The 20,459-nt window shown below is 68.2% G+C and carries 20 protein-coding genes, 1 tRNA gene and 1 pseudogene; 10 read left to right on the top strand and 12 right to left on the bottom strand.

All coding sequences use genetic code 11. From position 1 onward, the window contains the following. The first annotated feature begins 481 nt into the window (after positions 1 to 481). From MOM01_RS03815 to MOM01_RS03805, 3 genes are all read left to right on the top strand, one after another. A tRNA-Leu gene (locus MOM01_RS03815) sits at positions 482 to 566 on the top strand. Between the two features lie 68 nt (positions 567 to 634). Then, positions 635 to 1,051 carry a transcriptional regulator gene (locus MOM01_RS03810; protein WP_241384087.1) on the top strand — a complete coding sequence of 139 codons (417 nt, stop codon included), beginning with the start codon at positions 635 to 637 and terminating at the stop codon, positions 1,049 to 1,051. Continuing rightward, entirely contained in the window at positions 1,048 to 1,425 is a 378-nt protein-coding gene (locus MOM01_RS03805; RefSeq protein ID WP_241384086.1) for a DUF3817 domain-containing protein, read from the top strand. The genes MOM01_RS03810 and MOM01_RS03805 overlap by 4 nt, the downstream gene beginning before the upstream one ends. A 74-nt stretch (positions 1,426 to 1,499) precedes the next feature. Here MOM01_RS03805 and MOM01_RS03800 read toward each other — a convergent pair whose 3' ends face one another. The 3 genes from MOM01_RS03800 to MOM01_RS03790 form a co-directional block, all read right to left on the bottom strand. Beyond that, the gene (locus MOM01_RS03800; protein ID WP_241384085.1) at positions 1,500 to 1,940 is read right to left on the bottom strand and encodes a response regulator; all 441 of its coding nucleotides are present in this window, start codon (positions 1,938 to 1,940) and stop codon (positions 1,500 to 1,502) included. After that, positions 1,937 to 3,502, bottom strand: a complete 1,566-nt coding sequence (locus MOM01_RS03795; RefSeq protein ID WP_241384614.1) for a sensor histidine kinase — start codon at positions 3,500 to 3,502, stop codon at positions 1,937 to 1,939. Before MOM01_RS03795 ends, MOM01_RS03800 begins: the two co-directional genes overlap by 4 nt. Before the next feature lie 70 nt (positions 3,503 to 3,572). Then, on the bottom strand, positions 3,573 to 4,763 hold the full coding sequence (locus MOM01_RS03790; RefSeq protein ID WP_241384084.1) for a PP2C family protein-serine/threonine phosphatase: 1,191 nt from the start codon (positions 4,761 to 4,763) through the stop codon (positions 3,573 to 3,575). A gap of 158 nt (positions 4,764 to 4,921) precedes the next feature. On the opposite strand from MOM01_RS03790, the gene MOM01_RS03785 reads away from it, so the two are divergent. Both MOM01_RS03785 and MOM01_RS03780 read left to right on the top strand, forming a co-directional pair. Then, the gene (locus MOM01_RS03785) at positions 4,922 to 5,278 is read left to right on the top strand and encodes an STAS domain-containing protein (RefSeq protein ID WP_241384083.1); all 357 of its coding nucleotides are present in this window, start codon (positions 4,922 to 4,924) and stop codon (positions 5,276 to 5,278) included. A gap of 28 nt (positions 5,279 to 5,306) precedes the next feature. Then, on the top strand, positions 5,307 to 5,789 hold the full coding sequence (locus tag MOM01_RS03780) for an ATP-binding protein (RefSeq protein ID WP_241384082.1): 483 nt from the start codon (positions 5,307 to 5,309) through the stop codon (positions 5,787 to 5,789). Positions 5,790 to 5,877: 88 nt separating this feature from the next. On the opposite strand, the gene MOM01_RS03775 is transcribed toward MOM01_RS03780, so the two are convergent. Further along, on the bottom strand, positions 5,878 to 7,119 hold the full coding sequence (locus MOM01_RS03775; RefSeq protein WP_241384081.1) for an oxygenase MpaB family protein: 1,242 nt from the start codon (positions 7,117 to 7,119) through the stop codon (positions 5,878 to 5,880). 56 nt (positions 7,120 to 7,175) lie between these two features. On the opposite strand from MOM01_RS03775, the gene MOM01_RS03770 reads away from it, so the two are divergent. Then, positions 7,176 to 7,799, top strand: coding sequence for a TetR/AcrR family transcriptional regulator (locus MOM01_RS03770; protein WP_241384080.1), 624 nt, complete (start codon positions 7,176 to 7,178; stop codon positions 7,797 to 7,799). Positions 7,800 to 7,933: 134 nt separating this feature from the next. Then, positions 7,934 to 8,227: pseudogene (locus MOM01_RS03765) on the top strand (DUF3349 domain-containing protein); the annotation flags it as partial. Positions 8,228 to 8,355: 128 nt separating this feature from the next. On the opposite strand, the gene rdgB reads toward MOM01_RS03765, so the two are convergent. From rdgB to clpS, 7 genes are all read right to left on the bottom strand, one after another. Beyond that, positions 8,356 to 8,967 (bottom strand): RdgB/HAM1 family non-canonical purine NTP pyrophosphatase, encoded by a 612-nt coding sequence (gene rdgB, locus MOM01_RS03760; RefSeq protein ID WP_241384613.1) that lies wholly within the window; start codon positions 8,965 to 8,967, stop codon positions 8,356 to 8,358. Between the two features lie 7 nt (positions 8,968 to 8,974). After that, positions 8,975 to 9,763, bottom strand: coding sequence for a ribonuclease PH (gene rph, locus MOM01_RS03755; RefSeq protein WP_241384078.1), 789 nt, complete (start codon positions 9,761 to 9,763; stop codon positions 8,975 to 8,977). Between the two features lie 34 nt (positions 9,764 to 9,797). Then, positions 9,798 to 10,559 (bottom strand): cyclic nucleotide-degrading phosphodiesterase, encoded by a 762-nt coding sequence (locus tag MOM01_RS03750; protein ID WP_241384077.1) that lies wholly within the window; start codon positions 10,557 to 10,559, stop codon positions 9,798 to 9,800. A 128-nt stretch (positions 10,560 to 10,687) separates the two neighbouring features. Next, positions 10,688 to 11,326, bottom strand: coding sequence for a rhomboid family intramembrane serine protease (locus MOM01_RS03745; RefSeq protein WP_241384076.1), 639 nt, complete (start codon positions 11,324 to 11,326; stop codon positions 10,688 to 10,690). 60 nt (positions 11,327 to 11,386) lie between these two features. After that, positions 11,387 to 12,478 carry a P1 family peptidase gene (locus MOM01_RS03740; RefSeq protein ID WP_241384075.1) on the bottom strand — a complete coding sequence of 364 codons (1,092 nt, stop codon included), beginning with the start codon at positions 12,476 to 12,478 and terminating at the stop codon, positions 11,387 to 11,389. Positions 12,479 to 12,503: 25 nt separating this feature from the next. Beyond that, positions 12,504 to 13,082 (bottom strand): oxidative stress transcriptional regulator AosR, encoded by a 579-nt coding sequence (gene aosR, locus MOM01_RS03735; protein ID WP_241384074.1) that lies wholly within the window; start codon positions 13,080 to 13,082, stop codon positions 12,504 to 12,506. A gap of 24 nt (positions 13,083 to 13,106) precedes the next feature. Then, positions 13,107 to 13,451, bottom strand: coding sequence for an ATP-dependent Clp protease adapter ClpS (clpS, locus tag MOM01_RS03730; protein ID WP_241384073.1), 345 nt, complete (start codon positions 13,449 to 13,451; stop codon positions 13,107 to 13,109). 69 nt (positions 13,452 to 13,520) lie between these two features. On the opposite strand from clpS, the gene MOM01_RS03725 reads away from it, so the two are divergent. Genes MOM01_RS03725 through MOM01_RS03715 form a run of 3 tightly spaced genes read left to right on the top strand, consistent with a single transcriptional unit; the run spans position 13,521 to position 17,510 of the window. After that, on the top strand, positions 13,521 to 14,852 hold the full coding sequence (locus tag MOM01_RS03725) for a nicotinate phosphoribosyltransferase (RefSeq protein ID WP_241384072.1): 1,332 nt from the start codon (positions 13,521 to 13,523) through the stop codon (positions 14,850 to 14,852). Positions 14,853 to 14,857: 5 nt separating this feature from the next. Then, positions 14,858 to 15,457, top strand: coding sequence for an isochorismatase family protein (locus tag MOM01_RS03720; protein ID WP_241384071.1), 600 nt, complete (start codon positions 14,858 to 14,860; stop codon positions 15,455 to 15,457). Positions 15,458 to 15,482: 25 nt separating this feature from the next. Beyond that, complete coding sequence (locus MOM01_RS03715; RefSeq protein WP_241384070.1) at positions 15,483 to 17,510, top strand: ATP-dependent DNA helicase; 2,028 nt, start codon at positions 15,483 to 15,485, stop codon at positions 17,508 to 17,510. Between the two features lie 10 nt (positions 17,511 to 17,520). On the opposite strand, the gene glgP is transcribed toward MOM01_RS03715, so the two are convergent. Continuing rightward, positions 17,521 to 20,103 (bottom strand): alpha-glucan family phosphorylase, encoded by a 2,583-nt coding sequence (gene glgP, locus MOM01_RS03710; protein ID WP_241384069.1) that lies wholly within the window; start codon positions 20,101 to 20,103, stop codon positions 17,521 to 17,523. Positions 20,104 to 20,459 lie beyond the last annotated feature (356 nt).

Raw genomic sequence — 20,459 nt, 5'->3', positions numbered from 1 at the left:
CTCGAAGAGGCGGTGCGCGACAGCACCAACTTCGCCGAAGTGATGCGTTATTTCGGACTGAAGCCGAACGGCGGTCACCACACGCATCTCAGCCGCAGGATCAGAGCACTCGGCATCGATACATCTCATTTCACCGGTCGACCACGACTTCCCGCCGGGCCGTGGTCAAGCGACACTGGACCACGATCCTCGTCGAGACCCCCGCAGGCTCTGCACGCACCAAACCCCATCTGTTACGCCGGGCTCTCATCGAATCCGGCCGACCGCACAAGTGCGAAGGGTGCGGAACCGAGCCGCTGTGGTGCGGGAACACATTGGTCTTCCACGTCGATCATGTCGACGGAAATCCGAACGACTCGCGGCCCGAGAATGTCCGATTCCTGTGCCCCAACTGCCACAGTCAGACGCCGACGTGGGCCGGCCGACGCCGCTTCACCTTCAGCAAGAACAACCCGCTCTCGTGACGTATTGTGTCCGTGACGCGCGAGTGGCGGAACGGCAGACGCGCTGCGCTTAGGACGCAGTGTCCTCAGGACGTGGGGGTTCGAATCCCCCCTCGCGCACCACGTGACCTCACCCACGGTGCACCGACCGTCTTGGCAGGTCGGTGCACCGCTCGGGTACCGTCGAGGACGTGTCCGAGTATCGTCCTCCCCGCCGACTGGCCCTGATCGTCCTGGTTCTGGTGGCCGCGGCGGTGTGCCTCGGCCTCGGTTACTGGCAGTGGACGGCATTCGAACAGGTGGGCGGCACCTACCAGAACCTCGGCTACGCCCTCCAGTGGCCGGCCTTCGCCTTCTTCTGCGTCTACGCCTACCGGCGCTTCGTCCGCCTCGAGGCCGAGGAGAAGGAAGCCGAGAGTACCGGCGGTCGTCGCCCGTCCGACTCGGACGAACCCAGCGAGATTCCCGAGGACCTTCTTCCCACCCGCCCGCGCACACTCGCGGAGGCGAGGGCCGAGGAAGACAGCGATCCCGACGCACGGCAGATCAACGAGTACAACGAGTACCTCGCGCAGCTCGCGCGCAGGTCCGATAGGAGCGCTCAGTGAGCACGACCCCCGAGCAGGCGTCCGGCCAGGGCACCACACCGCGCGTCGTCAGCGATGCCGATCGGAAGAAGATCCGGTCCGCGCTGCTGCGTTACCGCGTGCTCGCCTACGCGACCGGTATCTGGCTGCTGATCCTCACCGGTGAGATGGTCGCCAAGTACATCATCGGCATCGAGAACGTGCCGGCCTGGATCGCGATCGTCCACGGCTGGGTGTACGCGATCTACCTGGTGCTCACCTTCGATCTGTCGATCAAGGTGCGCTGGCCCATCGCCCGCACCGTCTGGACGCTTCTCGCAGGCACGATCCCGTTCCTGTCGTTCTTCGTCGAACACAAGCGCACCCAGCAGGTCAAGGCCGACTTCGGCGTCTGAGCCACGACCTCCCCACACACGAATCGGGCGGATCCTGCTGGATCCGCCCGATGTCGTCTGTACAGTCTGCAGGCTCAGCGCCCCGGCAACCGCACCACCTGGACGAAGAACTCGTCGATCTGTCGCACCGCGCGGATGAACTGGTCGAGATCGACCGGTTTCGTCACGTACGCGTTGGCGTGCAATTTGTAGCTGCGCAGGATGTCCTCCTCCGCTGCCGAGGTGGTGAGGACCACGACGGGGATGTCGGTGAGATCGTTGTCGGACTTCACATGTTCGAGGACCTGTCGCCCGTCGTACTTGGGCAGGTTCAGATCGAGCAGGATGAGGTCGGGCCGCGGCGCATCCTTGTGCGCCCCACGCTTGTAGAGGAAGTCGAGCGCTTCCTCACCATCGCGCACCACGTGGAGGGTGTTGCCGATTTTGTTGTCCTCGAACGCTTCACGCGTCATCAACTCGTCGCCGGGATCGTCCTCGACGAGGAGGACGTCGATCGGCCTCCCGGAAACGCTCATACTGATGCCCCTTTCAGAGCGACTTCGGTTGCAGACATGTCGTCGCCTGCCTTCGGAATGGTAAAGCAGAAGCGACTGCCCTCCCGGTAGTCGAGGTCGAGCCAGATCTCTCCGCCGTGATATTCGACGATCTTGCGGCAGATGGCCAGACCGATACCGGTCCCCGTGTAGACGTCCCGGCCGTGCAGTCGCTGGAAGATCACGAACACCTTGTCGGCGAACTCCTCGGCGATGCCGATGCCGTTGTCCTGCACGCAGAATCGCCAGGCGGCCTCGTCCCCCTCGCCGATCTCCTCGCAGTCGATGCGGATCTCCACGGGCCGGTCCTCGTGCCGGAACTTGATCGCGTTGCCGAGCAGGTTCTGCCACAACATGATCATCAGTGTGGGATCACCCACGATCGCGGGTAGAGATTCGGGTCGGAAGATCTTCGCGCCCGATTCCTCGACCGCGTGCGAGATGTTCGTCAGCGCCGCGTCGAGCGTGACATCGAGTTCGGTGCGCACGTGTGCGTCACTGACGCGTCCGACCCTCGAGAAGGTCAGCAGGTCGTTGATGAGGACCTGCATACGCTTGGCGCCGTCCACCGCGAACGCGATGTACTGGGTGCCGCGTTCGTCGAGCTTGTCGCCGTAGCGTTTCTCGAGCAGCTGGCAGAACGACGCCACCTTCCGGAGCGGTTCCTGCAGGTCGTGCGATGCGACGTAGGCGAACTGTTCGAGTTCGGAGTTCGAGCGTCGCAGTTCCGTCGTCTGGTTCTCGAGCTGTTCCTCACGTTCGTGCGCGACCTGCAGTTCGTGCACGATGCGCTCGCGCATGTCCTCGACGTCCTGACCGAGAGCGCGGATGTCGGCGGGGCCCTGCGGTTCGATCTCATGATCGAAGTTCTCCCCTGCGATGACGGCACGCGATGCTTGCCGCAGACGCTGGAGCGGCCGCACCACGAGCGTCTGGAGCAGGATGGCCAGGCCCACCGCCGTGACCAGGAACACCACGACCATGCCGGCGAGGATCCGATCGCGCATCTTCCGGATGTCGTCGAGGGCGGCGATGCCCGATTCCTTGGCCTGCGCGAGGTCGATGTTCTGGACCTCGAATGCTTCGCGGAGCCGGTCGAACGCGACACGCCCCGCTTCAACGGCTGCGGGGTCCACGAACTGCGGCCGACCCGGCACGACGGCGTCGACAAGCGGCTCGGCGTACACCCGGCGCCATTCCGCGGCGTGCGTTTCGATCGACTCGAGGTCGGCGAGCAGCTTCTCGTCGTCTCCGATCAGCGCACGCAGTTCGGCTGCCGCCGCTGTTTCCTCCTGCCGGCCCTGTTCGTACGGGGAAAGGAAATCGGGATCGGCGGCCAGGATGTATCCCCGTGCGCCGGTCTCCTGGTTCAGCAGCGCACCCTGGAGCCGATAGGCCTCCGCTCGCGCGGGCTGGATCCGGTCACGTACGTAGTTGGAGACCTCGGTGGTCTGCCGGAGGTAGTGGCTGCCGACGACGGTACCGACGACCACCAGCAATCCCATCACGCTCAGGACGAGCAGGAACCATCCCTGAACCGTCATCCCCCGGACCGGCGAGCGACGCACGTCCCGCGCCCCTGCCGTTGCGTCGCTCTTCGTCATGCGGTGGTGATCACTTCCTGTTCCATTTCACGTGGACGACTGCCACATCGTCGGACAGCCCCCCTCTACTGTCCGCGAGCTTCTCGGCGCCGTCGATGAGCGCGTCGATGAAGGCTGCCGGCGCCAGATGGGCGCGTTCTCGCGCGAGCTCGAGGAGCCCTTCCTCACCGAGTCGTTCGGGGCCGGGGCCACGATGGCCTTCGAACAGGCCGTCGGTGAAGAGCACGATCGCGCCGTCCTCGGGCAGTTCCACCTCGTGGACGGGCCAGGTGGCCATGCCCGGCAGGAGGCCGAGAGCAGGACCGCCCGGGGCTTCGACCCATTCGACGTCTCCTGCATGACGCAGCAGCAGGCCGGGATGCCCGGCCCTCATGACCTCCACAGTGCGTCGATGGGCGGGCATCGTCAAGTTGGTCATCGACGCGAAGAACCTGTTCTCGGTCCGCTCGGCAACGAGCAGTTCCTCGAGCTGGTGCAGGCGCCGGGGGCCGGCCACACCGGTGAGCACGAGGGTGCGCCAGGCGATACGCAGACCCACGCCGAGCGCGGCTTCGTCGGGCCCGTGACCGGAGACGTCGCCGATGAGCACGTGCACCGTGCCGTCCTCGGTCTGGACCACATCGTAGAAGTCACCACCGAGCAGTGCGGAGGACCTGCCCGGCCGGTACCGGGTGACGACGTCGAAGTCCTGTCCGTTCCGGAGCAGCGGGGAGGGAAGCAGGCCGCGCTCGAGGCGGGCGTTCTCCTGCGCGTGCAATTGGCTGGCCTGAAGTTCCGCGGCCGCGATCTCGGTGTGCTTTCGCTGGATCGCGTAGCGGACGGCGCGACCGAACAGGTCGGGCTCGACGCGTCCTTTGACGAGATAGTCCTGGGCACCGACCGAGAGTGCGGCGAGGCCGGTCTGCTCCTCGGCGAGACCGGTGAGGACGACGATGGGCACCGAATCGGTGATCTCCTGGATGCGGGCAACCGCCTCGAGTCCGCTCGCGTCGGGCAGATGGAGGTCGAGGAGCACGCAATCGGGCGTCGACGTGGCGAGTTCGTCGCGCGCCTGTGCGAGTGTCTGCACCCACACGACGCTCATCTCGGGAGCACTGTCGACGACGAGCTCTTCCACTATGAGCGCGTCGCCGGGGTCGTCCTCGATGAGGAGCAACGAAGGTGGCTCAACCGACTCACTCTGTACGCGGTGCACGTCCACTCGGCCCGCCCCTCCCTCCTGCTCGACGGGAACATTACAGCGGGCGCGGCGCAGCGCTCCCGGGGGTCACCGCGACCACGGATGGACCGACGTGTGCATCTGTCGGCACGATCTTGCATGATGAGAAGGTGAACGATCCACTGACCGCGCATCCACATATGACCCTTTCGACCGCCCGGAACGGCTCCGTGGCGGTGCTGTCCGTCAACGGCGAAGTCGACATGACGAGTGCCCCGCTGCTCGAGAAGGAAGCCCTGGGGCTTCTCGACGAGAGCATCACCGGATTGATCGTCGACCTCAGCGGTGTTGATTTCCTCGCCTCGATGGGTATCGCTCTGTTGGTCGAGTTGTCCAAGCGTGCTGCCGACTCCGTCGGTTTCGCCGTTGTCGCCCAGGGAAGCGCCACGGCACGTCCGCTCGAACTGCTCGGCCTCGGGGAGGTCCTGGCGATCCATCCGAAGCTCGACGACGCTCTCGTCGGCCTCGGAGGTACGCCGAACGGCGTCTCCGAGTAGACCGCCGTACCCGACGAACCGAGGAGCCATGTCGTCTGCGCCTGAGGAGTCAGCATCGTTCTTCCCCGACGGACTTCGCTCGTCGGGGGTTCGAGCCGACCCGACCGAAATCGCAGGCCTGCGGGTCGTCACGAGGCGGTGGCTGTCGAAGCTTCCCCTCGCCGAGGACCGACGGCAGGACATCCTGCTCGCAAGTTACGAAGCGCTCGCGAATGCTGTCGAGCATGCGTACGCCCCCGGTGACCTGCACGGGACGCTCGATTTCGAGGCGATGTTCCTGCCGAGTGAGGGTGAGGTGATCGTGCGCGTCACCGATCACGGGACGTGGCACGATGCCGTCGACAGCGACGCCCGGCGTTCACGTGGTCACGGGCTGACGCTGATCCGCAATCTGGCCAGCGATGTCCAGGTCTCGACCGGACCCACCGGGACGATCATCGAGATGCGGTGGGCGCTCGACGAGGCAGAACGAGCGATGAGCGACGAATTGTCGTCGCACGACGCGGGCTGATACGCGCGGTAAGGACCGCGTCGCGAGTTCTCCGAAGCGAACGAGCCGGCCGGGGGAGGATCTCCGTGATCCTCCCCCCGCCGGCTCGTCACAGCTGGAGGGCGCCGACCTCCGGTTTCGCAGTGCCGAATCTGAGTGCAAGCTCGCGCCGCGCCGCCCGGTCACCGATGTGCTCGAGCAGTCGGCGCCCGGGGGCGCATCTCTTCAGGATCTGTGATTTGACGACGTTCGTCGCGATCACGGGAACGACCGCCCAGGGCGGGACCGTCGGCAGCCCGAGATCGTCGAGGCCCTGCGTGCCGAGGAAGAAGCGCAGCATGCTGAGCAGCCGCAGACGTTCGTAGGTACCTCGGAGCTCCGAGAACCTTCCGTAATCGAGGGTACGCTGGCCGTCCACGAGTGCGCGGGACAGTGCAGCGCCGGCCGGGGTGACATCGTCCTGCACGAGCACCACGTGGTAGTTGAAGCGATGCTGCTCGCGTTCGGAGTCGAACAACCACTCCTCGTCGACGCCCATGAGCCAGCCGACGTACTTCCACAGGTGCATGACGGCGCGGGATTCGTCGCGGCTCACGGTGTACCCGAGTGCCCGGGCGCCGAGCAGCAGGGTGCCGTTGAACAGTCCGAGGGTGGCCGCCTGGTCCGTCTGGTTGATGGGCAGGCCCCAGTGGCCGACATCCCAGCGGCCGTTGGTCTCGAAGCGGTGGTTGACGAGCGCGTGCATCGCGCGCACGTGCACGGTGAGTCTGAAACCGTCCCCGTCGCGGCGCATGCCACCGGGCTCGCCGACAGCGGTGCCCCACTTCTGGGTCTCGCCGAGTCTGCGCATCGCGGTGGAACCGGTCAGGCCCCCGGTCTCGACGAGGAGGTCGGGGGGCCCGCCGAACCGGTAACCGCCGATGAGCGACAGCTGGAGCAGCACGTCGTTGCGGGTGCGGCCCATTCTTCGGAACGCCCGTGCTCCCTTCTCGAGGAGATCCCGGTCGACCCACTCGGGAACGGTGTCGACGACGGCGAAATACTCACGCAGCGCGGCGGGCGCATCGGCCACGGAATCGATGCCGTGTTCCAGTGCCTGGTGGAACTGCTTCATGGTGACGCGTTCGGGATCGTCACGATCTCGGCGCATCCCGCGGACGAGCGCCGCCCCCACCTCGTCGCGGGCGAACATCCGTCGTCCGATGCGATCCAGCAGTTGCTCGTCCACCTCGCCGATCCGGGCGAACTGCTTCAGCGGTTTCCCGATGCGCTCGTTACGGGAGCGGTTGCCTTCGTACCGGGCGGGATACGGGCGGGTGCTCTCGTCTCGTAGCAACTCCTGTGTCACCATGAGCCGATGGTCACACGAGTTCGAGCTCGCGTTCAATTCGCGTTTCCGGTCCGGCGATGAGTGCCACGGGCCGACGTCGACGGCGTATGCCGCAGCAGGACCGTTCCCGGGCGATGGTCGAGCGGATCATCACCGCGGGCCGCACCGTTCTGCTGGAGAACGGCTACGAAGGGGCGTCGACGAACCGGATCGCCCGTGCTGCGGGGATCAGTCCGGGTTCGCTGTATCAGTACTTCCCGGACAAGGACGCGATCGTCGCCGAGGTGGTGGATCGCTGGACGGACGCGCTGCATGCTCGCATCTCGCGCGTGTTCGCCGATGCTCTGGAAGGGCCACCCACCCCCGTGTCCGTCCGCGACACGATGCGCGAACTGCTCGACGCGCTCGGCGAGAATCCCCGGCTTCTGCGGGTGCTCATCGAAGAACTGCCGCGCTCCCCCGACAGCAGACTCGCGGAGTTCGAACGCAGGATCGACGACCTGCTCACCATGTGGCTGCGGTTCCGGCTTCGCGGACGCGGCACCCGTCCGGTGGAGGCGATCGCGTGGATGCTCGTGCGCACGGTCGAGAACGTCGCCGTCTCCTACGTGCTCGACCGTCCCCCGGTGGATCGGGACACGGTGGCCGACGAACTCACGGCCATGGTCACGGCATATCTGCAGGACATGACCACCTCCTGATCGATCGTGCCCTCGACGCGCGCACAGAGGGTGTCCCTCGCTATCGTGGCGGGAATCCTGTGACTTCGACAGGAGGTTCCGCCGGACGCTTCGGCCACGAAGTGCCCGGTCGGGCAGTGAGCGAGGAGGCGACGATGGCGCGATGGAATCCACGTGCAGTACTGGACTGGTTGCGGGCGGGCTATCCCGAAGGAATTCCGGCCAAGGATCATTTCGCCCTGCTCGCCGTTCTCAAACGCCGTCTCACGGACGAGGAACTCCTGGAAGCCATCGAGACGGCGGCGGCAACGGCCTACGAACACCCGGAACGGCCGGTCGACCACGACACCCTGCGGAAGATCGTGGCCGGAGTGATCCACGAGGAGCCGAACCCCGAGGACGTCGAACGGGTCCGTGAACATCTCGTGGCAGCGGGCTGGCCCGTGGTGGGCGGCGAGCTCTCCCGTGGGGACGAGCTCGCCGAACCGGCCGAACCGGAAGCGCCGGTACGGGTGAGGCAGGACGCCGGTGCCGAGGACCCGATCCTCGAACAGCCGGGAACCCAGGCCGGCGCGCGCTAGGGCACCGCAGCGAGCGCAGCGAGGGCGGGCACGAGTTGCGCAAGTGCCCGTCCTCGATGCGAATGTGCGTCCTTCTCCTCCGCGGACAGTTCCGCCGCCGTGCGATCCTCGCCTTCCGGGAGGAACACGGGGTCGTAACCGAAACCGTTCTCGCCGCGCGGTTCACGCACGATGCTGCCGCGCCACTCGCCACGCGCGATCGTCGTGACGACCCCGTCGTCCGCGGGCACCACGAGCGCGCACACCGAGACGAAGGCTGCGCCGCGCCGGTCGTCCGGTACGTCCTGCAGTTGCCCGAGGAGCAGCGCGGTGTTCGCCGGATCGTCACCGTGGCGGCCGCTCCAGCGCGCCGACAGCACTCCGGGCATACCGCGGAGCGCGTCGACCTCGAGACCGGAATCGTCTGCCACGCACGGCATTCCGGTCGCGGCAGCACCGTCCCGCGCCTTGGCGGCGGCGTTCGCCTCGAAGGTCTCCCCGGTCTCGGGCTCCTCGGGATAGGGCGGCACGCTGTCGAGGCCTACGAGTTCGATGCCGGCGATCCCGGCCCTGTCGAGAACTCGCTGCAACTCGCGCAGCTTCTTGGCATTGCGGCTCGCGACCAGCACGCGCACGTCAGACTCCGAACTTCTTCTTGACGATCTCCGGCACGGTGGGTTCGGGAAGTGAACCCGGATACGGTTCGGCGAGCACGTCGCGCTGGATCCGGCAGAGTTCCTCGACACCTGCGAGCGCGGAATCCAGCATCGCGTCGAGCGTCGAACGCGGGAAGGTCGCGCCTTCCCCGGTGCCCTGGACCTCGACGAGGGTGCCGGTCTCGGTAGCGACGACGTTCATGTCGACCTCGGCGCGCACGTCCTCCTCGTAGGGAAGGTCGAGGCGGACACGTCCGTCGACCACACCCACGCTGACCGCGGCGATCTGACACGAGATGGGCTGGGGGTCGGCGAGACGGTCCGCCGCGCGGAGCCAGGTCACCGCGTCGCACAGGGCGACGTATGCGCCCGTGATCGCAGCGGTGCGGGTACCCCCGTCGGCCTGCAGCACGTCGCAGTCGATCGCGATGGTGTTCTCACCCAGCGCCGCGAGGTCGATGCACGCGCGCAGCGAGCGGCCCACCAGCCGGCTGATCTCCTGGGTGCGCCCACCGAGTTTGCCCTTGACCGATTCGCGTCCGCTCCGGGTGTGGGTGGCGGCGGGAAGCATCGCGTATTCCGCGGTCACCCAGCCGAGCCCCGATCCCCTGCGCCACCGCGGAACGCCTTCTTCGACGCTGGCGGTGCACATCACGCGGGTCTGCCCGAATTCGACGAGCACCGAACCCGCCGGATGATTGGTGAAACCCCGGGTGATGCGGATGGTCCGGAGTTCGTCGTCCGCTCTGCCGTCTTCTCGTGTCGTCACGCGTTCGAGCCTAGGCGATCCGGGCGGAGGGCTCTCAGATGCGGTACACGTCTCCGGCCGAGACAGCGTGGACCGGGCCGGAGTATTCGCTCTTCGCCTCCGCGATGACGTCCTCGCGGGAGGTCCACGGCGGGATGTGGGTCAGGAGGAGTTCACCGACGCCGGCGAGAGCGGCCACGCGACCCGCTTCGGTGCCGGACAGGTGGACACCTTCGGGGCGCTCCCCCGGCGCGTGCGTCCACGACGCTTCGGCCAGGAGCACGTCCGCCCCGCGTGCGAGTTCGACGACGGACTCGCACATCCCGGTGTCGCCGGTGTAGACGAGGGTGCGGCCGGAATCGCTCGTGATGCGGAAACCGTAGGCCTCCGGCGGATGATGGACGCGCCCCGGGCAGATGGTCAGGCTCCCGAACCGGATCCGTTCGCCGTCGTTCAGCAGGCGGACGTCGAGGGTGTCGCTCACGTCGTCGACATCACCGGGCACTTCGGCGGATGCGACGCCGATGCGATGGGCGGTGCCGGCGGGACCGTAGGTGACGACCCGTCCCCGCGGCGGGGACGGCGAGTAACGGCGCCAGACGAGAAGACCCGGCAGATCGAGACAGTGGTCGGCGTGCAGGTGGGACAACAGGATCGACACTTCGCCGGGATCGGCGTGGCGCTGGAGTGCCCCGAGAACGCCGGGACCGAAGTCGATGACCAGGGGTGGGGTGTCCGGTGCCGTCAGCAGGTAGCCGGAGGCGGCGGAATCCGGCCCGGCCACACTGCCCGAGCACCCCAGAACGGTCATGCGCATGAGGCCATGCTGCCATGTCGAAGGTCCCGCAATGAAGCCAACGCGAGTATTGCGGCGCAGACTCACAGTAGCTGCGAGGGTGTGACGCGCAGATCCTCCGGGAGCGTCCTGCGACTGTGTGCGAACGGTCAGCGTGGGAGGACGGGCGCGGCGGCGCCGGCACGACGGGCACGCCGGGCATCGGCCGACAACAGCCACGCTGCGAGGATGCCGCCGAGCGCCCCGAACAGATGCCCCTCCCACGAGATCCACGGTTCGCTGGGCAGCACTCCCCACAGCATTCCGCCGTAGAGGAACAGCACCACGACACCGAGCAGGATCTGTCCCGCCTTGCGTGTGAAGACACCGCGCACGATCAGATAGGTGAGCCAGCCGAAGATGAGGCTCGACGCGCCGATGTGGGTTTCACCCGACCCGGCGACCAGCCATGTCCCCAGTCCGGCGACGACCCAGACGATCACGGTCGCGGCGATACCGCGCCCGATCCCCGAGAGCAGAACGAGGAATCCGAGGACGAGAGCGGGGACGGTGTTCGCCGTCAGGTGTGCCCAGTCCGCATGCAGGATCGGGGCGAACAGGATCCCCCACAGCCCGTCGGCCGTACGGGGTTCGACACCGGCCGCATCGAGATCGGCCGGAAGCACCGTGTCGGCGGCTTCGATGCCGTAGAGCATCGCGACGAAGCCGCCGATCCACAGAGCGGCACGCTGCCAGATCGGACGCGGTCCGGTGTCGGCACCGGTGCCGGTGCCGGTGGGAACAGTCATGGGACCATTCTGCCGCGACTTCACGGAAGGGGTGGTCTCCGACCGGGACGCCCGAGGGGATCAGCGACCGAAGACCGACGGCAGTACGTCGCGGTAGGCCGGGATCCCGGCCACGGATGTCGCGGTGAGGACGGCGTCGACGATCGCCCGTTCGACCACCACGGCCGCGGCCTCGCAGACCGCGGCGAGGACCGGAAGTTCGGCGGCGAACGCCGGGATCGACGGCATCTCGCGGAGAGTCTCCGAGATCTCCGCGGTGCCGGTCGCCAGGGCGAAGACGGTGTCCCCGTCCAGCGGGGAATGGGCGGGACGCACCGCCCGGCCGAGACCGTCGTGGCCGGTGACCGCGACCCGGCGGCATGCGGCCTTCGACAACGGCGCGTCGGTGGCGACCACACCGATGGTGGTGTTGAGGACGGTGCCCTTGTCGGCGAGGCTCCTGGCTGCGGCGAGATCCGATGCGGAGGGCGACGACAGGCCCAGTTCCTCGGCCCGGCGGGCATCGACACCCCACGGCAGACCGGTGGCGCTGTCGAACACCGAGCCGACCGGGTTGGCGACCATCAGCGCCGCCACGGTGACGCCCGCCGCGGGACCGTCGGTGATCCGCACGCTCGCCGATCCCACACCACCCTTGAGCGCGCCGGCCCGGGCGGCGGTACCGGCACCGACGCTTCCACGTTCGAGATGCACGGAACTCGCGGCGGCGGCGGCGAGATATCCGGATTCGGCGGTCGGACGTACGGACCACTGCCCGACCGGCAGGTCGAAGATCACGGCACCGGGGACGATCGGGACCACCGCGCCGGGAGCTCCCATGGGGATCCCCCTGCCGCTCTCCTCGAGATGGCGCATCACTCCGTCGGCGGCGGCGAGCCCGTACGCGCTGCCGCCGGTGAGGACGATCGCGTCGACACGGTGCACCGAATGGCTGGGGTCGAGCAGATCGGTTTCCCGTGTGCCCGGCCCCCCGCCACGTACGTCCACCGAGGCGACGGCCGAGGGGTCGGCGAGCACGACAGTGCATCCGGTCGCGGCACCCGTGCCGGGGCTCTCGGGTGTGCCGAGGGTCACGTCGGGATCGAGCCGCTGCCAGTGACCGACGCTCAGACCCGCGACGTCGAGCAGCGAGTCGGTCGGTCCCACCGTCATCACGGCTGCAGTACCTGCACGGTCATCACGGCTGCAGTGCCTGTACGAGGGAGTCCTGCATCCATGTCAGCCAGTGGTAGACGTCGAGGTGCGGGGCACGCGGATCCTCGTCGTCGAGGACGTCGGGAGTGTCGGCGTCGATCCCGAGTGTGGTGCCGAGCGCCAGCCGTACGTCGTTGAGTCCGTACAGCCACGCTTCGGCCTGCTCGGGGTTGAGTACGACCTTGCCGCCCCCTTCGGGCACGGTGCGCAGGATGACCGCGCCGGCCGCGAGCTTGGAGTCGATGATGCTCGGCTCGTGCAGGCTCCGCATGGCACCGTTGATGTCCGCGGCCTCGTCGTCGGTGTTGGCGACGGATTCGGAGTCCGGGCGGTGGAAGTCGGGCAGGAGGCGGCGCAGCGCCGGGATCTCGGGAGGAGTCGCGTTACCGGTCCGCAGACCTGTCAACGCCGCGAGGTCGTCCTGCGGTGTCTGGCCGGCGCGGTCCTCGAGCATGCCGAGCACGGAGGAAACGAGGGACCGCAGCACCGAGGCCTCGTGAGCGTCCATCTCCGACCTGAACTTCGGGCCGCTGAGAGAGTTCTTCCTGGTCCACTGCCGCACGTCGGTCGGGTCCTCCTGTGGGGATCATTCGTCGCGTTGCATCGTCGCCCACAGACCGGCGGCATGCAGACGCTGCACATCGTGTTCCATCTTGTCACGCGAACCGCTGGACACGACCGCCCTGCCCTCGTTGTGGACCTTGAGCATCAGTTCGGTGGCCTTCGCCTTGCTGTACCCGAAGAGCTTCTGGAATATGAACGTCACGTAGTGCATCAGGTTGACCGGATCGTCCCAGACCACGGTGACCCAGGGCCGGTCGACGGCCTCGACTTCCTCGACGATCTCGGCTTCTGCCGGCACAGCCTGTCCGGCCATGGAACGGATGTCGAGCGACCCGACGTCGAGCGGGGTTGTCGTACACGGCGCCATGGGACAAGGGTACGACCTCGGAGCACCATGAAAAACCCGTGCCTGCACCCGTGGCTCTAGAGTGATCGGGTGCCCGATGCCATTCTCCGTGCCGGTCGTTCCGGCACCGCACTGTTCACCGACAAATACGAGCTGACGATGCTCGAGGCGGCGCTCGCGGACGGTTCGGGCGACCGGCCGTGCGTGTTCGAGGTCTTCGCCCGGCGCCTGCCCGCCGGTCGCCGGTACGGGGTGGTGGCGGGTACGGGCCGGCTGATCGAGGCGCTCGAGTCCTTCCGGTTCGACGAGTCCGAACTGGAGCTGGCTGCCGGTTTCCTGGCGCCGCGGACCGTCGAGTGGCTGCGCAATTTCCGGTTCTCCGGTGACATCGACGGCTACCGCGAGGGCGACTTCTACTTTCCGGGCTCCCCGATCCTGTCGGTGAGCGGCACCTTCGCCGAGTGTGTCCTGCTCGAAACGCTCACCCTGTCGATCTTCAACCACGACAGTGCCGTCGCCTCCGCGGCGGCCCGCATGGTCAGCGTGGCCGACGGCCGCACCCTCATCGAGATGGGGTCGCGGCGCACCCACGAGGAAGCCGCGGTCGCCGCTGCCCGCGCTGCCTATCTCGCGGGTTTCGACTCCACGTCGAACCTACAGGCGGCGCAGCGGTACGGAATCCCGGCTGCCGGTACCGCCGCGCACGCGTTCACCCTGCTCCACACCACGACGGAGGGGCGCAACGAGGCGTCGGCCTTCCGCAGTCAGGTCGAGAGCCTCGGGGTCGGCACGACCCTGCTCGTGGACACCTACGACATCACCGAGGGCGTGAAGACCGCGATCGAGGTGGCCGGTACCGAGCTCGGTGGCGTACGCATCGATTCGGGCGATCTCGGTGTGCTGGCACGTCAGGTCCGCGAGCAGCTCGACGGGCTCGGCGCGACACGCACGAAGATCGTGATGTCCGGCGACCTCGACGAGTACGGGATCGCGGGTCTGCGTGCCGAACCTGTCGACGGGTACGGAGTCGGCACCTCGGTGGTCACCGGTTCGGGCGCCCCCACCGCCGGGATGGTCTTCAAACTCGTGGAGGTCGACGGCATACCGGTCGAGAAGCGCAGCGCGGCGAAGGAATCCCGCGGCGGCGCGAAGAACGCCGTGCGCTACGCGCGGCGGACGGGCACGCTCGTCGAGGAGGTCGTGTATCCCGCGCGTGCCGCGCAGGTCCCGCCCGGCGAGGGTTCGCAGGTGCACCCGTTGACGATTCCACTGGTCCGCGCCGGCGATCCGGTCGAGGGTCTGCCTACGCTGGAGGAGAGCCGGGAGTTCCTCCGGCAGGGCATGGTGAGTCTGCCGTGGGAGGGGCTGACGCTCTCGGCCGGGGATCCCGCGATCCCCACCCGATTCGTCCGGGAGAGGTGAGTGCGATGCGCGCACTGCTGGTCGTCGACGTCCAGAACGATTTCTGCGAGGGCGGCTCGCTCGCCGTGGCTGGTGGCGCTGCGGTGGCGTCCGATCTCGCGCGGCTGCTCCGCTCGTCGGGCGACGACTACGCGTACGTCGTCGCGACCCGCGACCACCACATCGATCCGGGTCCGCACTTCTCCACCGAACCCGATTTCGTCGATTCGTGGCCCCCGCACTGCCGGGCCGGCACGCCCGGCGCCGACCTCCGGCCCGAGCTGGCGTCGTATCCCTTCGGTGCCGTCTTCTCGAAGGGTGCCTACGAGGCCGCCTATTCGGGTTTCGAGGGTGCCGACGACGATGCCACGCCGCTGGCCGTGTGGCTGCGCGAACGCGGCGTGACGGAGGTGGACATCGCGGGTATCGCGACCGACCACTGTGTGCGTGCGACGGCTCTCGACGGGATCGCGGAGGGCCTCGGGGTGCGCGTGCTCCTGCCCTGCACGGCCGGCGTCTCGGAGACCACGATCCGCGTGGCCCTCGACCGGATGCGGGCGGCCGGGGTCGACATCGCCACCGATGTCCCCGGGATCACAACCGGGAGGGTCACGGACCGGACGTGACGGTGGGGACCGATACCCTGTGCCGGTGCCGGATCTCCCCGAAGTCCCCGAGTTGCTGCGAACCGCGGTGCACGCGCTGGGTGGGAAGGAACGGCGAAACCAGCTGACGATGGCCTCGGCCGTCGCGCACAGCATCGACACCGGTGAGCATCTTGCCGTGCAGGCCGGGACGGGCACCGGCAAATCGCTGGCCTATCTCGTGCCGAGCATCCGGTACGCGGTGAAGACCGGACGCACAGTGGTGGTCTCGACCGCGACGATCGCGCTGCAGCGGCAGCTCGTCGAGCGCGACCTGCCCCGGCTCGCCGACGCCCTGACCGGTTCCCTCGGCCGGCGTCCCCGTTTCGCGATCCTCAAGGGGCGCGGAAACTATCTGTGCTTGAACAAGATCCACACCGGGCTCGCGGAGGAGACGCCGGACGCAGGACTGTTCGACGCGTTCGCCCTGTCGCGCATCGGCCGCGAGGTGAAGCGGGTGACCGAGTGGTCGTCCACCACCGAGACCGGCGATCGCGACGACCTCTCCCCCGGCGTCTCCGACCAGGCCTGGCGCCAGCTGAGCGTCACGGCCCGCGAATGCCTCGGCAAGTCGCGCTGCCCGGTGGGCGAGGACTGCTTCGCCGAGATCGCGCGCGCCGAGGCCGCGCAGGTCGATGTCGTCGTCACCAACCACGCCCTGCTCGCGATCGACGCGATCACCGGTATCTCGATTCTTCCCGAGCACGACGTCGTGGTCGTCGACGAGGCCCACGAGCTTGTCGACCGGGTGACGAACGTCGCGACCGCCGAACTGTCGTCGGGAACGGTCTCGGCGGCCGCGCGCCGCTGCGTCAAACTCGTCGAGGACGAGGAGATCGACCGGCTCGAGGGTGCCGCCGAGAACTGGGAGTCCTTCCTCGAGGAGCTGCCCCCGGGGCGCTGGGACGACCTGCCCGAGGGTGCCGCTGCCGCGCTGGCCTCCATCCGCGACGCCGCCTGGGCCGTGCACACGGCGATCGGACCGGCGAAACCGGGCACCGATCCCGAGGTCGCCGCGGCCCGCAGCCAGGCGCTGGCGGAGATCGACGAGGTGCACGACTGCGCCGTCCGGGTGCTCACCACCTTCGAGCAGCGCGACCCCTCGCAACGTCCGGACGTGGTGTGGCTCGCCGCCGACGAGTTCCGCGGCAACGTCCGCCGTACCGTGCGGGTCGCGCCGCTGTCGGTCGGGGGTCTGCTGCGCAGCCGGCTGTTCGGTGAGTCCACGGTGATCCTCACCTCCGCGACACTCACGGTGGGTGGATCCTTCGACGGGCTCGCGGTCAACTGGGGGCTTCCGCCGCAGGCGCCCGGCCGCAGCGACACCACCTCGGCGTCCGGCGCCGAACCACCGTCCGACAAGGGCGATCTCGCCTGGAACGGCATCGACGTCGGTTCGCCCTTCGATCACGCCAAGTCCGGGATCCTCTACATCGCCAAACATCTCACCCCGCCCGGACGCGACGGTCTGCCGCCCTCGCATCTGGACGAGATCGCCGAACTCGTCACCGCGGCCGAGGGACGGACCCTCGGGTTGTTCTCCTCGATGCGGGCCGCCAAGGCCGCTACCGAAGCGCTCCGGGAGCGCCTCGGCACCCCGATCCTGTGCCAGGGCGACGACGCGACGGGCGCGCTGGTCGAGAAGTTCGCAGCCGACGAGGCGACGAGCCTGTTCGGAACCCTGTCGCTGTGGCAGGGCGTCGACGTGCCGGGGCCGTCGCTGTCGCTGGTGATCATCGACCGCATCCCGTTCCCGCGACCGGACGATCCGCTGCTCGTCGCCCGGCAACGCGCCGTCGAGGCGCGCGGTGGCAACGGGTTCATGGCGGTCGCCGCGAACCACGCCGCTCTGCTGCTCGCGCAGGGGGTCGGGCGACTGTTGCGCAGCACCAGCGACCGCGGTGTGGTGGCGATACTGGATTCGCGTCTCGCGACCGCGCGGTACGGAGGTTACCTCCGCGCGTCCCTGCCGCCCTTCTGGGAGACGACCGATCCCGCGGTGGTCCGGCGGGCGCTCACCCGCCTGCACGGGTGAGCGCCGGACCCTATTGCTGAGGCAGGGCCACCATGCCCAGTTCCGCGGGCGAAGCGAGCAGGTCGTGCCGGGGCAGGACCCGCACCGTGTAGCCGACCGCCCCGGCGAGGGGCAGCGGCACCGTCGCGGTGAACTCGTCGCCGAGAGCGTCGGCACCCGTGTGTTCCATCGGCACGGCGACGGTGTCGCTGAGCACTTCGTCGGGGCCGACGCGGCCGACGACGACCTGCACGTCGACGTCCTCGGGCGTGAGCTCGCCGAGCTGGACGTGCGCGGTCAGCCCCAGCGGGAGCCCGATCTCCGGCACGTCCGGAATGGGCGTCGAATCGACCTGCGCCACACGCACTCCCGGCCAGGACGCCTCGATGCGATGCCGGTACTCGGCGAGTGCGCGGGCACCGATGTAGTCGTCGGCGGTCACCGCGGCAGCTGCGGCGGCGGCGGGGATGTAGTAGTCGACGGCGTAATCGCGCACCATTCGCGAGGCGAGCACCTTCGGACCGAGATTCTCGAGGGTGTGACGCACCATCTCGACCCACCGGGTCGGCATCCCGTCGATGTCACGATCGTAGAAGCGCGGCAGCACGGAGCGTTCGAGCAGTTCGTACAGGGCTGCGGCTTCGAGATCGTCACGCCGGGCATCGCCGACACCGTCGGCGGTGGGAATCGCCCAGCCGTTCTCCCCGTCGAACATCTCGTCCCACCATCCGTCGCGGATGGACAGGTTGAGACCGCCGTTGAGGGCGGACTTCATGCCCGAGGTACCGCACGCCTCGAGGGGTCGAAGCGGGTTGTTCAGCCACACGTCGCACCCCCAGTACAGATAGCGGGCCATGGACATGTCGTAGTTGGGCAGGAAGACGATCCGGTGGCGCACGTCGTGCTGGTCGGCGAACCGGACGATCTGCTGGATGAGCGCTTTGCCCCCGTCGTCGGCGGGATGGCTCTTACCGGCCACGACGAGCTGGAGGGGCCGTTCCTCGTCGAGCAGCAGCGCGCGCAACCGCTCGGGGTCGCGGAGCATGAGGGTGAGCCGCTTGTAGGTGGGCACACGTCGCGCGAATCCGACGGTGAGCACGTTCGGATCGAAGACCGATTCGATCCAGCCCAGCTCGGCTTCGGTGGCGCCGCGTTCGAGCCACGATTCGCGCAACCGGCGACGGACCTCCGCGACGAGCTGAGCTCGCAGCGTGTTGCGGGTGGACCACAGATCCTTGCGATCGACGGTCTGCAGCAGTTCCCAGCCGCGGGCCTCCTCGACGCGGTCCGGCCCGGCGAGCCGGTTCGCGAGGGCCACCCATTCGCGCGCCGCCCAGGTGGGGGCGTGCACGCCGTTGGTGACCGATCCGATGGGGACCTCCGCGGCGTCGAAACCGGGCCACAATCCCTCGAACATCTCGCGACTGACCTCACCGTGCAGTCGGGAGACGCCGTTGCACCGTTGCCCGAGACGCAGCCCGAGATGCGCCATGTTGAACACGTCCGGATTCTTCTCGCGGCCGAGGGCGAGGATGCGATCGACGGTGAGACCGGGTAGCAGCGCCGACTCGTTCTCGCCGTTGGTACCCGAGAAGTAGTGGCGCACGAGATCGATCGGGAAGCGGTCGATGCCCGCGGGTACCGGGGTATGGGTGGTGAAGACGGTGCCGGCGCGTACCACTGCGAGCGCTTCGTCGAAGTCCAGCCCGGCACCGGTGACGAATTCACGGATGCGTTCGGCGCCGAGGAAACCGGCGTGCCCCTCGTTCATGTGGAAGACGTCGGGGTCCGGCAGGCCGTGGATGCGCGTGTAGGCGCGCACCGCACGGACCCCACCGATGCCCGCGAGGATCTCCTGCTTGATCCGGTGGTCCTGGTCGCCGCCGTAGAGGCGGTCGGTCACCCCGCACAGTTCCTCGTCGTTGGACGGCAGGTCGGAGTCGAGCAGGAGCAGCGGGACGCGCCCCACCTGGGCGATCCAGATCCGCGCGTCGAGCGTGCGTCCGCCCGGCATGTCGAGCCGGACGAGGGTAGTGGAACCGTCCGTCTCGGTGAGCAGCTTCAGCGGCAGGCCCTGCGGGTCGTAGGAGGGATAGTGCTCCATCTGCCAGCCGTCGGCGCTGAGCGACTGCCGGAAGTATCCGGAGCGGTAGAGCAGGCCGACACCGACCAGGGGCAGTCCGAGATCGGAAGCCGCCTTGAGGTGGTCGCCCGCGAGGATGCCGAGTCCACCGGAGTAGTTCGGGAGAACCTCGGTGACGCCGAACTCCATGGAGAAGTAGGCGATACCCACCGGCAGGGTCGTGCCGCGCTCCTGCTGTTGCTGGTACCAGCGCGGGCGCGTGAGGTAGTGCTCGAGGTCGGCCGCGGCCGCGTCGAGACGTGCGAGGAAGTCCCTGTCCTCGGCCAGTGCGTCGAGCCGGGCCGGCGGCACCTCGCCGAGCAGCCGGACCGGGTCGTTGCCGCATCTGCGCCACAGGTCCGGGTCGACCGATTCGAACAGGTCCTGGGTCTGGGGATGCCACGACCATCGAAGGTTCGCGGTCAATGCTCCCAATGCAGCCAGCCGCTCGGGAAGATGGGCTCGTACGGTGAACCGGCGCAGTGCTTTCACGAGGGGAACACTACCGACCGTCGGCGCTTCGCGGCGGTTGTGGCGGCACATCGCACGCAGCGGCTCCGGCGTGCGCGGTTTTCGCCGGGCGGAACGCCCGCACGAGGCCGGAGGCGTGGTGGACACACGCGAGAAGGCCCCGCGGTGTGCACACCGCGGGGCGTCCCTCCCGATGGCCGACCCCCCGTCGGCCGGCGGATCAGAGGCCGCCGAGGAGCAGGTGCAGAAGCTCTCCGACAAAACCGATCAAACCGGCGACCAGACCCATGTGTTCATCCCTTCGTCGTGCCTCCCGAGAGGCTTTCTTTGTGGTGCGAAACAAACAGTAGAGAGGCTCGTGTTGCTCTCCGGTCAAC

It is taken from the genome of Rhodococcus sp. CH91 (assembly GCF_022554085.1).
GTDB lineage: Bacteria > Actinomycetota > Actinomycetes > Mycobacteriales > Mycobacteriaceae > Rhodococcus.
This window is presented reverse-complemented; position numbering and strand designations above follow the sequence as displayed.

Coding starts and splice junctions, on each gene's coding strand:
- MOM01_RS03795 (WP_241384614.1), bottom strand. CDS start 3,502: ATGACGGTTCAGGGATGGTTCCTGCTCGTCCTGAGCGTGATGGGATTG.
- MOM01_RS03750 (WP_241384077.1), bottom strand. CDS start 10,559: ATGCGCATGACCGTTCTGGGGTGCTCGGGCAGTGTGGCCGGGCCGGAT.
- MOM01_RS03740 (WP_241384075.1), bottom strand. CDS start 12,478: ATGACGGTGGGACCGACCGACTCGCTGCTCGACGTCGCGGGTCTGAGC.
- clpS (WP_241384073.1), bottom strand. CDS start 13,451: ATGGCGCCGTGTACGACAACCCCGCTCGACGTCGGGTCGCTCGACATC.
- MOM01_RS03780 (WP_241384082.1), top strand. CDS start 5,307: ATGTCGTCTGCGCCTGAGGAGTCAGCATCGTTCTTCCCCGACGGACTT.
- MOM01_RS03745 (WP_241384076.1), bottom strand. CDS start 11,326: ATGACTGTTCCCACCGGCACCGGCACCGGTGCCGACACCGGACCGCGT.
- MOM01_RS03775 (WP_241384081.1), bottom strand. CDS start 7,119: ATGGTGACACAGGAGTTGCTACGAGACGAGAGCACCCGCCCGTATCCC.
- MOM01_RS03770 (WP_241384080.1), top strand. CDS start 7,176: ATGAGTGCCACGGGCCGACGTCGACGGCGTATGCCGCAGCAGGACCGT.
- MOM01_RS03800 (WP_241384085.1), bottom strand. CDS start 1,940: ATGAGCGTTTCCGGGAGGCCGATCGACGTCCTCCTCGTCGAGGACGAT.
- MOM01_RS03785 (WP_241384083.1), top strand. CDS start 4,922: ATGACCCTTTCGACCGCCCGGAACGGCTCCGTGGCGGTGCTGTCCGTC.
- MOM01_RS03720 (WP_241384071.1), top strand. CDS start 14,858: ATGCGCGCACTGCTGGTCGTCGACGTCCAGAACGATTTCTGCGAGGGC.